This window comes from Elongatibacter sediminis (genome assembly GCF_037892215.1).
In the GTDB taxonomy this organism is placed as follows: Bacteria; Pseudomonadota; Gammaproteobacteria; order Xanthomonadales; family SZUA-36; genus Elongatibacter; species Elongatibacter sediminis.
In genome coordinates, this window is sequence record NZ_JAZHOG010000004.1 from 1 (window position 1) to 14,742 (window position 14,742).

A 14,742-nucleotide genomic window follows, 5' to 3' on the forward strand; every position below is an offset into this window, starting at 1 on the left:
TTAGAGCGGCACAGGCTACTTCACCTCGCCCGCTCTTCCCACATCAGTGGCGTTGCACTTCGGGGTTTAATCCAAGCGTAGTTTTTGCCTGCTAAACTGCTCAATTTGGTGTGCAAAAAGCGGCTTTTAACGCGTCACTTTTTTCAAGGCTTCTTTCAATTGCCAAATCCCGACTCAAAGGGGCTGTTATTCTGGTTACGTTCTGGCAGACGGCGCTATTCACTAGGTGGGCAGGCCTTGAAGAGGAAGAGGTCGCCACCCTCTGGGGCGTACTCATCCAAAAACCTGCTCATCGCCACCAGGCCTCAATGGTGTGGTTCAGATCACGCTTAACGGCAAAGTCGGGCCGCTTCGTCAGTAGGTGTAGATGCGCCGGCCGCAGAACCTGTCAACAAACCGGTTTCAGGCTTGTCTGGAATCAGTGAGCAGAAAAATATATCCGTCCGGTTGTCGAGGCTGCGCCCGTTTGTGAATGTCGCGACGGCGACAAAAGAAGGGCCTGCGCCGGCCAGACCCTGGTACTCGCCAAAAAAGAAGCCGCTGTTGTAGGGGGCTGTTCGCAGGTCGAAAGGTTCACGAGTCATTTGCTGCCGTGGTGTCCAGTTTCGCCCCTGGTCCAGCGACCGGGTGATCCAGTAGTGGGTCATGAGGGCTCTTGAACCGGATTTCCTGGCGGAAAAGCCGTAATAGGAGACCGCTACTTCGCCTTTATCGTTAACGGCGACAGAAGGAATAAATGTTTGCTCTCCGGAATCTGTCGAGACCGCAACGGGTTCGCTCCAGCTGCGACCGCCGTCGACTGATTTGGCGAATGCAATCTGCTGGGTTCGACTTTCGTTGAACCGGGCATCTCCCCACACGGCATAGATGTTATTGGTGCCGGGTCGTGGGTCGACTGCGATGTCGGTGAAGGAATCTCCTACGCGGACACGGGTACCCGTGTTCGGGTCCGTCACGCCGGCCACAAAGGATTTCGCCAGAGTGGTGGATTCTGTCCAGGTGAGTCCGCCATCGGTCGAGCGGATTGCCGCAATGCGGTCATGCCGTGGGTGGTCGGATCCAGCGCCCATTTTCAATTCGTTGAAAACGTTGACGAGATCTCCGTTGGGTGTCACAACGATCTGGTTTGCCGAGGTTTGCAAGCCAGGGGGCGTTTCGTAAATATGGCGTGCTTCACTCCAGGTTTTTCCACCGTCAGTAGTGCGGCTGAAGGCGGAGGCGCCACCGGCCTTGTTCTGTGGTGTGAAGCGCTGCCAGGCCCATACCAGATAAGCCGTGCGGTCACGCTTCGGGTCCGCCGTTACCGCGGCGCGTGATCCGTTGCTCACTTCCGGGTCATTTGCGCGGATCGCGGCTACCGGACGGTCCCAGGTGCGGCCGCCCGTAGTCGATGTCGATACCATCTGGGCGGTATTGTCCGGGTTCGAAGCGTCCCAGGACGCTACTGCGAAATAGGCAGTACCGTCGGGTCCGAAGTCGACCCACGGATCACTTGCCTTCTCGAAGTTGCCGCCATTTGTTTCATTTCCCCCGGCACACCTCGAAAACTGCGGTTGATCCCTGAGTTCCGGAATATGCCAGGTTTGTCCGCCGTCGAACGAAGTGGCGGCCAGGGCGCCATTGGCGCCGTCGTTGTGATACCGGTCTACGTGGTACACAGCGATCAGATTGTCAGGATCGCGGGGGTTCACCGCAATATACGGTTCGCTTTCCGCGTTGACGTAGGCGGCCGTAATGGGGAAATCGGGACCATTGCAGTCAGCGGAAAAAGGCGATGCTGCCGAGACCCGGGAAAGATCTCCGGAAAAGCCCTGTGCCATCACTACCGTTACCATTCCAAAGGGTCGCGGTTGAACCGTGAGCGTGAGCACCACAGCGCAAGCAAAGGTGATGATCCTGAATTGACGCATGATTTGTGCTCCCCGGTTTGATGATGTTATTTCAAGGCGCGCCGATGATCCGTTCGGCGAATGACCAGTGCCGCGATGATGGCGCCGACCAGGTCGTACACGAGGTCGAGCGCGGTGTTGACGTAACCGCCCACATTGTTCTTGGGTACCAGCAGGGTGACGGTGAACTCGATGACCTCGTTGAGCGCGGCGCATCCGCTCATTGTGCCATTGCCGGCCGGCGGCTTCATGGCAGCCTTACGAAGGCGATGATCGAGCGACGATAGCGGGGGTGGTCGCCGACTGTTGTTTTTGCAAGCAGCGCTACAGCCCTGGTATCTCTGCCTGAAACCTGAGCCAGGACATAACCGTGCGCACGGCCGTCCGCTCTTTCCCGGGTGGCCTGACGATCCAGTAGGCGTCTGGAAGGTGAATAGAAAGTTCTCCGAAAGGCCTGATCAGAGAACCGACATTCAGGGCTTCCTCGGCCAGCCGGGAGCGAGCCAGTGCAGCGCCCAGCCCCTGAGAGGCCGCCCTCAAAACGAGATCGGAAGAGGTGTAGCGCGGCCCCGCCTTCGTGTCTATGTCCACGGAACAGAATTTTTCGATCCAGAGGTCCCAGGGGGTGTTCGGGTCGCGGTCATGGAGAAGCTGCAGGTGTCGCAGCTCGTTCGGTTCCGAGGGGCGACCGGCATCTTCCCAGTAACGTTGGCTCATGACGGGGAAGAGTGCGTCATCCATCAGTGGCTGGCACACCAGCCCTGGCCACGGTCCTTTCCCCATCCGGATGGCTGCGTCTGTTTCCTGCCTTGCGGGATCCACCAATCGCTGCTCGACAATCAATGACAGTTCCAATCCCGGGTGCGCTTCTCGAAATCGGACGAGTCGAGGCAGCAGCCACAGAGAAGCCATCGAAGGCGTTGTCGACAGCTTGACCGTATTGGGATGTGGTGTCTCTCTCAGCGAGCGAACCGCCTTTGATAATTCCTCAAAGCTTTCCAGAGCTGCCTGGCCCAGCGCTTTGCCTTGGGGTGAGAATTCCAGCCTGCCGCGGCCCGAGTTCCGCTCGAAAAGTTCAACACCGAGCCAGTCTTCCAGGACCCTCATGTGCCGGCTCACCGATGAGTGAGAAACCCGAAGGTTCCGCGCTGCGGCCCGGACACCATCTGCATCGAACACTGCCGCAATAACTTTGAGCGCATTGGCCGGGAGATCATACATGGTCTAAATATTAGACCATTTGGCATTGATTATCTTCCAGTTGCATCGTGCATGATCAGGCTTGCCAGGACTATTTTCTAAACTTCAATGCAAGGAGAACAGCAATGACGAAGCCACGATTGGCCGGCATAGACCATGCACACCTGAACGTTGGAAGCAAAGATGAGGCCCGGCGTTGGTACCAGGATGTGCTGGGGTTCGCTCCGGTTGAAAGTCTCAAGGCGTGGGACACTCCGAACGGGCCGATGACGCTGGAAGATGCCAGTGGCCGCATTCACCTGGCCATCTTCGAGAAGCCCGGCCCGGCAAACGAATCTTCCATCGCATTCGGTACGGATGGCGCAAATTTTCTCGAATGGAAGTCCCACCTGCAGCGCAAGGGACTGGAGCTGCGGCTGGCAGATCACGAACTGGCCTATTCCGTGTATTTCAGTGATCCCTGGGGCAATTATCACGAAGTGACGACTTATGACCGCGATTTTGTGGCTGAACGGATAGACGCTTGGCGATAATCGGCCCGTTGCGCATCCAGCGATCGCGCGCAGTGAACGGGTGCGATTAGCGGCCCTCGCGCCCGCGCAGTCCCAGGCGGGCGTCCAGTTGCTCCAACTCCTCGCGGGCTGCCACGTGCTGGGGTTGCAGTTCCAGGGATCGCAGCAGGTGCGCACGGGCCTCCTCCAGCCGGGTGCGGTCCGAGGCGTACAGCCGGATCAGCTTCAGAGCCGCGAAATACTCGCGCAGAAAGGGCACTTTCTCGGTTGCCACCGCCCGGTCGAACTCAGTTCCGGCCTCGTCCTGGCGACCCAGGTGGGCCAGAAGCATGGCCAGGTTGGCATGGGCGAATGCCCGGGAGTCGCGATGCCGGGTTGCCGCCCGGAAAGCTTTTTCGGCATCGGCGAAACGGCCCGAACGACCGTAGGCCATTCCGCATTGCACGCCCCAACTCGCCTTCTCCAGCAGGGCCTGGGCATGGACATCGCAGATTTCCCGGGCACGCGCGTCATTCCCCGCGCGCAGTTGAGCGGAAATCAGGGAATTGAGCAGGCGCCGCTTGTTGGCCGATTTGGCGTAATCGCTTTCCAGCAAGATCGTATCGCTGGTCCATTCGGTGTTTCGCGCCCATGTCAACGACACCAGCACCAGGCTCAGGACGGCTATCGCGGAGACTGCCACCCGCGGGGTTCGGTTACGCAGGATCCAGGCGATCCCGGCCGCCAACGCCAGGGTCATGCCCACCGACGGCGTATACAGGATGCGGTCCGCCAGTCCGGGTGCGAAATCAGCCTGGCCGAAGATTCGGCTCGAAGGCAGAAGGGCAAGGTAAAAAAACGTGAGTCCGGCGAGCAGCGCCGGACGGGATCGCTGCAGAAACAGCCAAAACGCCGCACCGACCAATGCAAGCTGCGTAAGAATCGCGATCCATAAAGGCGCATCCGGTGGTTCGTACTCCACCAGAAGTGGATGGGGCCACAGCAGGTGTTCGATTGACGCGAACCACAGCCGCACCGCGGAAGCCATCCGGTCGGGTTGGAAGGCGATGCCGGAGGGGCGTAAAGGCAGCCCGGGCCTCGAGCGCTCCGAGTCCGTTCGGTCGGGCGTGGTTTTCCCGGTTTCATTTGCCGGGACCGCGTTTTGTATTTCAGCCGATACGGCTTTTGGGGCTGGCGGCGGGGGTGCCAGCGCATGGCCGCGAAGCCCCAGGTAAAGCCCCAGGGGAATGAGCAGCACAAACACCGGCAGACATGTGCGCAGCCGGGACGGCCAGGGATCGGTACGTGTCAGCCAGATCAACGCCACGGCCAGCGCCGGCAGCGCGGCGCCGCTTTCCCGGCAGAGCAGCACCAGCAGATAGATCAGGCTCAGCCCGGTCCAGGCGGTCAGCGGGCGCTGATCCAGTCGGCGCAGAAACCAGGCAAGGCCGCCCGTGAGTCCGATGCACACCAGGATTTCCGAAGTGTTGAATACCGAATTGACGGCTTCGGCATGCACCGGATGTACCGCGAATACCACCGCGGCCAGCCAGGCCGAGGGGGTGGCGACAGCCCGTCGCACACCGCTGTTTTCCAGCACGTGGCTGACCAGTCCGTGTACCAGCAAGGTAGCGAGGGCGTGAAGGAGAATGCTGACGCCATGATAGCCAGCGAGCCAGTCATCAAAAAGCCAGGCTTGCACAGAGATGAAGATCAGTAGCAGAGGGCGGTACAGGCCGGATTCCACGCCGCTGGCGGCCCACAGGTCTTCGACGAAAAAACGGCCAATATCACCGAGCCCGATTCCCGAAAAACGGACATGATCGACAAACACCCGGTCGTCATAGGTCAGCATGTCCGGCCAGGCATTGGCGAAGGCGGCGACGGCAATGCATGCGAGTAACAAACGGGCCGCGCCCGGAGGAGGCCAGGCGCGGCCCGGCGTGCTTGCGCCACTGGGTTTAGCCGTGCCGCGGTTCCGCGGGTCAGTTCGTCCGGACGGAGAGCGGCGGCGGGAGGGTGAGTGACGACGGCCGCGGCGTGGCTTGTTCACGGGCGGACTCTGAGAGACGTAGGCCTGCCAGCTGCGTAACTGGTTGGGAGCCCTGCAATGGTCGGGCGGTTGTTTCCATATGAAATCATGGCGCAGGGGCTCGTGCGGAGCGTGCCGGCAGTCTACGGAGCGCGCGGCGCCATCGCAACTCCGGGGCGCAGCTCGGCCCTACACGCAGGTATTGACGTGAATTTACAAAGTCTGGATAATAGGCTTACTGGATGGCACTTGCGGCTTGCAGTGTTCGCTCTTCCGTCGCATGTATGACGGGGGCCATCCCGCATTGTGGGTCGGGTGGACGAATGCGCCCGCTCCCGAATGGAGTGATGGATGCACTAACCGTGTAACCGGTCTGGTTAAAGTCCGGAACAACGAATGGCATCAGCAACGTATACTTACGACAAGGAGATTTACATGACCTGCAAACGCGCAATCGCATTGATGTTCGCGCTGCTCCTGTTGCCTGGCTTGGCCCTGGCACAGACTCAGACCCGCGCGACCTTTTACGTGAACAAGGATTTCACCGACAACAATCCTGGTGAAGTTGCCGTCACGATCACCTGTAACACCGGCCTGCCACTCGAGCAGACCAAAATGATCAAGGAAAGCCCGGAGCACGTGAAATTCGTCGTTGTCGACTTCGATAGCGGAGAACTGGACTGCTCGGTGGTTGAAGGCAGCCTGTCCGGCTACGCCGCGACCTACGATGCCTCCGGCAGCGACAGTGCATACGAAGACGATCTGGTCGACAACCCCGGTTGCCACTTCGACGATGTCGTGGATGCCGACGAGAACTTCTGCGTCGTGACCAACGAGCCGGAACCGGTCACCATCACGGTCACCAAGGAATGGATCTACGCCAACAACAACGGCAACGAGATCAGCGATTCCTTCAATTTGGATCTCGACTGCGATGAGAACATCGAAATCATTGGTTCCGATGACTGGGACAGCAATGGTAACGGATCCCACGATTTCTCGGTTCGTCCGACCTGGGAAGGCGGTACCTGCGATATCGACGAAGACGTCTACGACAGCGCCATCGAATCCGATGATTCCGGATGTCAGAACCTGACCGTCGGTATCGGCCAGGGCGACTCGTGCACGGTCACCAACACCGTGTTCTACGAAGGCATCCCGACCCTGAGCCACTACGGCCTGGCCATCCTGGCCCTGCTGATGGCGGGTGTCGGCTTCGTTGGATTCCGTCGCTTTGTCTGATCGCTGACCAATCTGCCTGCCAATGGTGGGCGGAAGTGACGATCTGAAAAAACCCCGCGGTTGCAAAACCGCGGGGTTTTTTTATGAGGGGAAATCGCCAGTGAAAAAGCGAAGTTGAGCCCGGGGTGACCATGGCCCTTGGGGTTTGGAGCAACATAACCGCATGAAATAAAGCGTTTTATACCAACAGACTGTTGTTCTTCCGTGCTTGGCTGATCAATCTCGCTTGCTAGGAGGGGCTTTTTACGCGCCAACTTTTCCAGGTTTCCTTAAATTGGCCAAAGTACAACCCAAAAGCACTGTTTAAGCCCGTTTTCAACGTTGTTCTTCTGGTTATTTCCCACAAGCACAACACTATGCGTAGGTCCGACCCCCTTGTCACGCCTTACGGCGCCTCAAGTCGCTGGCCGTAGTCGGGCTTTGGATACAGCCGGTTCAGCTTTATCAATGCCTGGCGCGCGCCTTCTGCATCGCCGATTTCATCGTGGGTGGCAACCTGCAGTTGCAGCCACTGTTCCCGGGGTACCTCGCCGTCGGTTTCCACCCGGGCGATGGCCCGATCGACATAGTCGGCTGCAGCGGCGTAGGCGTTGAGCTGATAGCGAGCCTGCCCCTGCAGCATCAGCACATCGGCGCGGCCGTCGCTCAGGGCCTCGAGTCGATCCAGGTAGACGATAGCCTCCTCGTACTCGTCCAGGGTGAAGTGAAGCTGGGCGATGGTCTTCAGAGTGGCGCTTTGCAGTCCGACGATTTCGGGCACCAGGTCGAGGATCGGTCGGTACGAATCAATGGCGAGCCGGTAATCCTGCATCAGGTAGGCGAGGTATCCGGACAGGTTGGTGATCTGGGCCAGTTCGTAGTCGCTGACTGAGTTGGGATCGAAGGTGGACGTCTGTGCTTCGAGCTCCGTGAGCAGTTCGGCGAAGGCAGCCCGATCCGTTTCGTCCGTTTCGATCTGCTCCGAAATCCGGGTCTGTATGTCTTTGAGCACCGCAAAAACCTCGGCGCGCAACTCCACGACAGGCGCAGTCGTTTCGGGCTGCACTCCTGCATAGGCTGCACTGATCAGTACGGTGATGGAAACAAGCAGAGTTCCGAGCAGGCGGCGACCCGCGCCGCGGCAGTGATGTTTAAGCATTTGGGTTCGCTCCTTTAATTGTCTGAATGTGGGCCGGTAGGGCGCTTGTGGCAACGGCCTCAGGGCCCCGACGGTATCCAGCAGGGTTTCGCCGTAGAGGCGGCGGGTGGCACTGTCGCGGCGGCTGAGTACGTATTCGTCGCAGGACAGTTCCTGGTCGAGTTGCACCGTGCGCTCGGCAAGCCAGGCGAGGGGGTTGAACCAGAACAGGCCGCGGTACAGGCGGGCGAGCATCAGCCAGGCGAGGTCGTGCCGGCGCAGATGGTGGAGTTCGTGCTGCAGGATCAGCGCTCGCTGTGCGGGCGAATACCGCTCGAAAAAGTCTTCGGGCAGCAGGAGCACCGGGTGCCACAGGCGGGCAACGGCCGGGCCGTGCCGGGACAACCGAACATCGAGCTTCGCTGGGAGGCTGGCGATTGGAAATGATGGCGCTCGTGGTTCCTGCCGCGGCTTGGTGGCGGACACGTTACCGATCGTGTGCATCAAACGGGAGTGCCCGGGGTCGAGCGGGCGGCTGTCGCGCTCGATCGCCGATGAAAAGCGGGAGGAGTGCACCACCAGCAGCGTCCACGCAGTCACTGTCCCGAGCAACCAGATTAGGCTCAACACGGCGGTAATCCCGGGCAAGTTGGGTGTGGCGTTGGCGCTCGCAGAAGCTTCCAGCGCGCCGACGGCATTGGCCGTGCCTTTGATCAGCAGATCCAGGCTGGGCAGTTCGAGTAAAGCCAGTCCTGCGCCGGGAAGGGATTCGGGTAGTAATTTCTGTATGACGGCGAAAACCAGTGCGACCAGCGGTGTGAGCCACAGGGCATAAGCGAATCGCGCTCCCAGTCGCCGGGTAACGGGTCGGCGCACGGCCAGGACCAGCCCCATCCACAGGCTGCAGACAAGTGTGATCCCCAGGCCTGAGGCGAGCACGTGCGGATCGGACAGCAACGTGCCCAGGAGTTCAGGCATCTTCATCGTCGATCTCCTCGATCAGTTGCCGCAGCTGGTCGATCTGCGCTCTGCTGAGCCGGCGGTTGCGGGCGAAACAGGCTATCAGTGGCGCCAGTTCGCCGTTGAACACGCTGTCGACCAGTTCGGTCGCGGCGGCTTGGCCGTACGAGTCCTGGTCGACCCGCGGCGTGAAATACCGCACACCGTCATCGTGCTTGCGGGCTGCAATCGCGGATTTGCCTTCCAGCCGGCTAAGCAGTGTGTTGACGGTCTTGCGGTGCCATGATTTCTCGCGCGACAGCTGCTCGGTGATCTGCCGGGCGTTGAGCGGACTCTGTTCCCACAGCACTTTCATGACGGCGAGTTCCGCATCGGTGATGTCGACGCTCATGGCAGGCAGATCCGGGTGATGCACTCTAGACTACACATGTAATCAATAAGACTACAGACGTAGTCATTAGTCAAGTTCTTATTAGGGTAAATCGCGAATGCAACCGGATGAAAACGTCCTGAGGCATGCCGAAAATTAAGCTGAAACAGGGGGCTAGATCTTTTGTTGGCGCGGCTTTCGCACGCCCCCGCAAGGTTTGAATAGTGACGAGGTCGGGTCAGTGCTGGAGGATTCGCGGGCAGCACATCTGCCTGGCCGTGCCCGTCCCGCGTGCGATTCCGATGCGCGTATGGCTGCTACTGTGGTTCCGTGCGCCGACGATGCGACAGGCGAATGATCAACGCCGCGATGATGGCGCCCACCAGGTTGTACACGAGGTCGAGGGCGGTGTTTACGTAACCGCCCACATTGTTCTCGGGCACCAGCAGGGTGACGGTGAACTCGATGACCTCGTTGAGCGCGCCCAGCCCGGTGGAAGCGGCGACACAAAGGGTCATGGCGCCGAGGCCTGGCCGTACCGGCCGGCCGGCTTCGGCGAGCAGCGATTTCAGGCCCGCCCAGCAAAGCCAGGTGGTGATGCCGAATCCCCAGGCGTGCACCGCCTGGTCGAACTTCAGCCAGCCGCCGGGCAGCACCCAGTTATACAGTGCATGGCTGCCGCCCTGGACCGGCCAGTTGGCCGGCACCACCAGCAGGCCACCGGCCATGTGCAGCAGCCCCCAACTGCTCAGGCACCACAACAGGGCCAGGGGCAGGCCCACCCGGCGGTGGATCAGCAGCAGTACACCACCGATCACCAGAACCACGGCGATGTAGGCCAGAAATTCGTAGTTGCCGCTGGCCAGCACCCACCCGATTGCCGCCAGCAGGTAGGCGGCGTTGAAGGCGACAATGGGGATCAGGGCGCGGTGCATTCGTCTATTGTGCCATTGTCGGCCGGGGGCATCAGGGCAGCAACGCCCAGCCTTCGACCTGCAGGCGGGTGAGTACGGTCATGGCCGACAGGGCCGGGGTGACCGATTCGTGCAGTTCGGCGTCGGTATAGCCGTTGTGGCGGGCTGACTGGCCACACAGAAAAATCTGCACGCCCGCGGCCCGCAGTGCATGGAGCAGACCATCATTCGGGTTGTCCACGCCGAAATGGGCACGATAGGCGGCCGGGCTGAGTGCCGCCCGGGTGGCCTTGCCGTGCAGCACCAGGGCGAGTTCCAGGTGGTCCGCCTCAATGCCGGAACGCACGTGCATGTTCAGGAAGCGCGCCGCCGATTCGATGCCGCGATTGAGTGCGGTGGCATCCTCGGGGCCTTCCGCGACATCCATCACGGCCCGGTAGTGCACGCCGGACTCCAGGTTCCAGGCGCCGGGGATATCGTAGACGGGGCCCAGGTTTTCAATCACCGGACCGGTGTGGGTGCGCTGGACCTCCGCTTCCGCGCCCGCCGCGTTCGCGGTGCTGGCCATGCCCGCCAGCAACAAGGCAAGCCATGGAAAATGGCGGGGGCGGCACACCGCCAGAAGCGGTACGGATGGGTATTGGGGCATCGGAGCATTCTCTCTGCTACTTGGCTTGGCCCCGTATTCCAGCAGAATTCCGCGCCCACTGCCTGCTTTTCGGTTGCCCGGCTTCCTGATTTTTCGGCTGCCTGATTCCCCGTTCCCTTGTTTCCCGTTTCCCGTTTCTCCGTTTCGTTCTTTCCCTGTTCTCCGGTTCCGCGGTTTCCGGGCTCTGTTCCGCCTCAGGGATCCTCGAAGCCGTGCATGAAGAAGATCTCACCCAGGTCGATGTTGACCGACCAGCCGATGTCGTTCATCGCGGGCAGGGTGAGGTCGACCTGGTTAAAGCCGAGATCTCCGCGCGACGATTCCATCAGCAGGTCGGGGCGCGCCTCGCTGGCCCAGTGGCTGACCGATGAGCCCATGACGAAAGGCGAGGGCGCGAACATGCGCAGCATGCCCTGGTTTTCGCCGCTCAACACTGTGTCGCTTTCGCCAATGGTGGCGTTGGCGCTGCCGATGTTGGCGCGAAGATCCGCGCCGACCTGCTGCATGACCCCGACATACGGGATGGTCACATCCTGGTTGGTGATCTGCCCGCTCATGTCCGGCAATCCGCCCGCGCTGGTGTTGGCGATGATGACGCCCACCGCGCCACTGAATTCGGCGAGAAAGGCCGGGAACACGGCGCTGCATCCGGCCGGCAGGTCGTACAGTACGATGCGCCCGGACATGGCGCCCGAGGTATCGGCGCAGGGGTCGGCGACCAGCGCATCGCCGTCCACCACGTCGGCGGTTACTCCGCCCATTGGCAGGACGATGGTGGGTTCCTCGCCGAGATTGGCCGGGTGGGTGCCGACGATGCCGGGTGGTGCGTTGATGTCCACCTCGGGGGCGGGATCCAGGAACGCGGTGCGCTGGGCCGTGACCTGGCTGCCTTCCCACACCAGGTCCGGGTCGTTGATGGCCGACGCGAGGCGTTCGCCGTTGGTCATCGTGTCCCAGGATTTCGCGGTTTCCAGGTCATGCAGGTTGCGGCTGAAGGGGTCGGGAAAGCCGCCGGTGCCGGTGAATGCCCCGGTGCCGCCGGGGCCGACGTCGGCCAGTTGGCTGAATCCCAGACCGTGAGCCAGTTCATGCAGCACCACCACGAACAGGGGTGTGGTGCCATCCGGCGCGTTGCCATCCAGGCCGTAGTAGAAGCCGCCGCCGCCCAGACAGTTGACGTTTCCGGAGTCCACGGCGCTGTTGAACGTGGCGGTGATTTCAGTACTGCCGCCGTTGAGGTTGGAGCCTGCCAGGCTTTCAGCCAGCGCGATATGGTAAGCCACGTTGGCGGCGCCGGCGCCGAAATTCGCCGCCGTGCCGGTGGCCGCCGCCTGACCCAGCACGGCGCTGTTCTGGCTGCAGAACAGATCGTTGAACTCGGCGGCGATCGTGATCGTGATCGCGCTATTGAGCAACTGGCCCCAGCGCTGCGCCGCCGCGTTGAATACGTTGACCCGCATCTCGCCCAGGTTCGCGCCGGGATTGTTGCCGACCTGGTTGCCGTTGGGTGGGGAATCGGTTTCGTTGAAACCCTCACCCGGACCGTCGTTGTTCTGAATGACGATCGTGGCCGCTAAAAGGGGCGAGAATGCTGAGAGTCCCAGGCTCAGCAGGACCGTTGAGATGCCGGCCGTCACGGCCTTCATTTGGGATCTCCGCTGGCTGGCGGCGCCGCCTCGACATTGGCCGGCCGGCCGTCCAAACGGGCCATCCAGTCCCGGGCCCGGCCCGCGTCGGTGGTGCAATAGGTCTCGATTTTGCCGCCAGGTCCGACACGGGCGACCGAAACGTTCTGGAAACTGCCGTTCTGACGCGCATTCAGCGCACCGTCCGGTTTTTGTTCCAGGGTCACGAAGTCCCCGGAGCGGTCGAAGGCGCGCTCGGTGGAAGGACCGAACTCGATCGCCGATCGTGGCGTGGCGGGCAGTTCCGGGGACTCGGCGGCGGCGGCACAGGGCAGCAACGTCGCGGCGGCCGCAAGCAGGGTGGCGGGAAGGCGCATCGTGGTATCTCCTCCGGATGAAGACCAGTGGAATCGGCGTCATCCCCCCCGGCAACCCCGATGGGCTCCCAACCAGTATAGCAATGGAATCTGCGACCGAGGGCGCCGGTCTGATGGTGCGTGATTTCCCCTGGCACCATATCGCACCGGGACGGGCTATGCTGCACGAGGTAATGACGATGACAACTCTGAAGAACACGCTCGAGCGGGTGCGTGCCTGTACCCTTTGCGCAGCACACCTGCCGCACGGGCCGAGGCCGGTGGTGCAGGCGCACGCCGATGCCCGGATCCTGGTGGCCGGTCAGGCGCCGGGGCGCCGCGTGCATGCCTCGGGCAAACCATTCGATGATCCCAGCGGTGAGCGCCTGCGCGACTGGATGGGCATCGGCGCTGATGTGTTCTACGATGCGCGCCGCATCGCAATCCTGCCAATGGGGTTTTGTTATCCGGGCACCGGGCCGTCCGGCGATCTGCCTCCGCGCCCGGAATGTGCGCCAGCCTGGCGCGATGAACTTCTGGCCGGGTTGCCGCGACTGGATTTGACCCTGGTCATCGGCGCCTATGCCCAGGTCTGGCACCTGCCCGGTCCGCGGCGGCCGGTCACCGAGGTGGTCCGAAACTGGGAAGCGGGTTGGCCGGTGGTGGTGCCGCTGCCGCATCCCAGTCCGCGGAACAATTTGTGGCTGCGCCGCAACCCCTGGTTCGAATCGGAACTGCTTCCTCGTTTGCGTCAGCGCATCGCGTCGATACTGGCCATCACGGAGTCGTGATGCCAGCCAGTTCGCGAATCCAGCCGGCGATCAGCGCCATCTGCGCCCCGTCTCGCCAGCGGTATTCCGCTCCGGTATAGCCCCACCAGTCCCAGCAGGCATACGGGTTGGCCGCGCCCACATCGACCTGCGGGAAGGCCAGTACCAGATTATTCATCCCGGCCCAGCGCAGGTAGCCACTCTGTTCGATGAAGGCAGTATCGACCTGGACGGACGATTGCGCGCAGCCGTGCAGTACGAGGTGGAGTCCGCAGGCCGGGGTGTTCACGGTATCCCGGCAGGCCGGAGGAACGTACAGGTAGGCGGTCTCGCGCAGTCCTGCCCGCGCCGCTCCCGGGAGGGTCACTTCCCGCAATGCCGGTTCGGGATCGGTGGTCTCTGGCGGCGTGGTCAACCCCGGATACAGGAATTGCAACAGGGCGCCGGCCGCGTCGTAATCGCAGTTGCCGACGAAGGGCGGCTTCGATTCATCGCAGCCATGCCCCCGCCCGGCGGCGGGGAAATGGTGGGCGGCGGGGATGTCGTTGACGTAGCGAATCTGCCCGGCGGGGAGGAAATCAGCATAAAGGTCCGCCAGGGCATCGTTGACCCCGGCGGCCACCAGCCGGTCGTTGGTGCCGTGGAACAGCCAGACCCGATCGTCGGTGAGGTCCGCCGGGTCGCCGATGCGGCCGGCCGCGGCGTCGGACAGTATCCGTTCAGCGAATTCAGCCACCGGCAGTCCGCCGGCGTCATCGGCCATGCAGCGCGCCATGGCGGTGGCCAGCGAGCCGTCCGCGCAGCCGTAGGGGCCGGCGGCGATCGCCGCGGCGCCGGAGAACAGGTCGGGGTAGGCGATATGCAACTGGTGGGCCATCATGCCACCGGCTGAAATGCCCGAAACCGTGATGCGGTTCGGGTCAATCGGGAAAGTGGCCGGCGGCACAGTGGCCGGACCGGTGTCAGCCTGTTGCGGAGCCGGCCCGGTTGTGGATGCGGGAGTCGCCACGGTTTTGTCAACCCCGTCCGAGCATGCCGACAGCAGAATCGACAGCGGTATGGCCACCAGAAACACAGCGGGCAGTTTCGTGCATATGGTTCTAATACAAAGCGATTTGGCAGGCATA

14 protein-coding genes are annotated in these 14,742 nt (G+C 61.9%); 3 read left to right on the forward strand and 11 right to left on the reverse strand.

The features are described 5' to 3' along the window. Positions 1-329 precede the first annotated feature (329 nt). The 3 genes from V3330_RS06710 to V3330_RS06720 form a co-directional block, all read right to left on the reverse strand. Positions 330-1,910 carry a sialidase family protein gene (locus tag V3330_RS06710; protein WP_354694634.1) on the reverse strand — a complete coding sequence of 527 codons (1,581 nt, stop codon included), beginning with the start codon at positions 1,908-1,910 and terminating at the stop codon, positions 330-332. A 26-nt stretch (positions 1,911-1,936) separates the two neighbouring features. Then, positions 1,937-2,113 carry a DUF2238 domain-containing protein gene (locus tag V3330_RS06715; RefSeq protein WP_354694635.1) on the reverse strand — a complete coding sequence of 59 codons (177 nt, stop codon included), beginning with the start codon at positions 2,111-2,113 and terminating at the stop codon, positions 1,937-1,939. Between the two features lie 100 nt (positions 2,114-2,213). Next, on the reverse strand, positions 2,214-3,110 hold the full coding sequence (locus V3330_RS06720; protein ID WP_354694636.1) for a LysR substrate-binding domain-containing protein: 897 nt from the start codon (positions 3,108-3,110) through the stop codon (positions 2,214-2,216). 104 nt (positions 3,111-3,214) lie between these two features. Between V3330_RS06720 and V3330_RS06725 the strand changes: the two genes are divergently transcribed. Further along, positions 3,215-3,622 (forward strand): VOC family protein, encoded by a 408-nt coding sequence (locus V3330_RS06725; protein ID WP_354694637.1) that lies wholly within the window; start codon positions 3,215-3,217, stop codon positions 3,620-3,622. A gap of 46 nt (positions 3,623-3,668) precedes the next feature. Here the strand turns inward: V3330_RS06725 and V3330_RS06730 are convergent, their stop codons facing one another. After that, entirely contained in the window at positions 3,669-5,486 is a 1,818-nt protein-coding gene (locus V3330_RS06730; RefSeq protein ID WP_354694638.1) for a tetratricopeptide repeat protein, read from the reverse strand. A gap of 522 nt (positions 5,487-6,008) precedes the next feature. On the opposite strand from V3330_RS06730, the gene V3330_RS06735 reads away from it, so the two are divergent. Next, the gene (locus tag V3330_RS06735) at positions 6,009-6,854 is read left to right on the forward strand and encodes an IPTL-CTERM sorting domain-containing protein (RefSeq protein WP_354694639.1); all 846 of its coding nucleotides are present in this window, start codon (positions 6,009-6,011) and stop codon (positions 6,852-6,854) included. Positions 6,855-7,239: 385 nt separating this feature from the next. Here the strand turns inward: V3330_RS06735 and V3330_RS06740 are convergent, their stop codons facing one another. The 6 genes from V3330_RS06740 to V3330_RS06765 form a co-directional block, all read right to left on the reverse strand. Continuing rightward, positions 7,240-8,955 carry a M56 family metallopeptidase gene (locus tag V3330_RS06740; protein ID WP_354694640.1) on the reverse strand — a complete coding sequence of 572 codons (1,716 nt, stop codon included), beginning with the start codon at positions 8,953-8,955 and terminating at the stop codon, positions 7,240-7,242. Next, positions 8,942-9,322: a BlaI/MecI/CopY family transcriptional regulator gene (locus V3330_RS06745; RefSeq protein WP_354694641.1), complete on the reverse strand. Its 381-nt coding sequence runs from the start codon at positions 9,320-9,322 to the stop codon at positions 8,942-8,944. Before V3330_RS06745 ends, V3330_RS06740 begins: the two co-directional genes overlap by 14 nt. Before the next feature lie 296 nt (positions 9,323-9,618). Then, the gene (locus V3330_RS06750; protein WP_354694642.1) at positions 9,619-10,236 is read right to left on the reverse strand and encodes a DUF2238 domain-containing protein; all 618 of its coding nucleotides are present in this window, start codon (positions 10,234-10,236) and stop codon (positions 9,619-9,621) included. A gap of 31 nt (positions 10,237-10,267) precedes the next feature. Then, positions 10,268-10,864: a DsrE family protein gene (locus V3330_RS06755; RefSeq protein ID WP_354694643.1), complete on the reverse strand. Its 597-nt coding sequence runs from the start codon at positions 10,862-10,864 to the stop codon at positions 10,268-10,270. A gap of 194 nt (positions 10,865-11,058) precedes the next feature. Further along, positions 11,059-12,510, reverse strand: a complete 1,452-nt coding sequence (locus V3330_RS06760) for a PA domain-containing protein (RefSeq protein WP_354694644.1) — start codon at positions 12,508-12,510, stop codon at positions 11,059-11,061. After that, a complete protein-coding gene (locus V3330_RS06765; RefSeq protein WP_354694645.1) occupies positions 12,507-12,866 on the reverse strand; it encodes a hypothetical protein in 360 nt (119 codons plus the stop codon). The genes V3330_RS06760 and V3330_RS06765 overlap by 4 nt, the downstream gene beginning before the upstream one ends. 179 nt (positions 12,867-13,045) lie before the next feature. Here V3330_RS06765 and V3330_RS06770 point away from each other — a divergent pair, with 179 nt between their 5' ends. After that, positions 13,046-13,636 (forward strand): uracil-DNA glycosylase family protein, encoded by a 591-nt coding sequence (locus V3330_RS06770; protein WP_354694646.1) that lies wholly within the window; start codon positions 13,046-13,048, stop codon positions 13,634-13,636. Here the strand turns inward: V3330_RS06770 and V3330_RS06775 are convergent. Beyond that, positions 13,623-14,741 (reverse strand): extracellular catalytic domain type 2 short-chain-length polyhydroxyalkanoate depolymerase, encoded by a 1,119-nt coding sequence (locus V3330_RS06775; protein WP_354694647.1) that lies wholly within the window; start codon positions 14,739-14,741, stop codon positions 13,623-13,625. The genes V3330_RS06770 and V3330_RS06775 overlap by 14 nt on opposite strands. Between the last annotated feature and the right edge of the window lies 1 nt (position 14,742).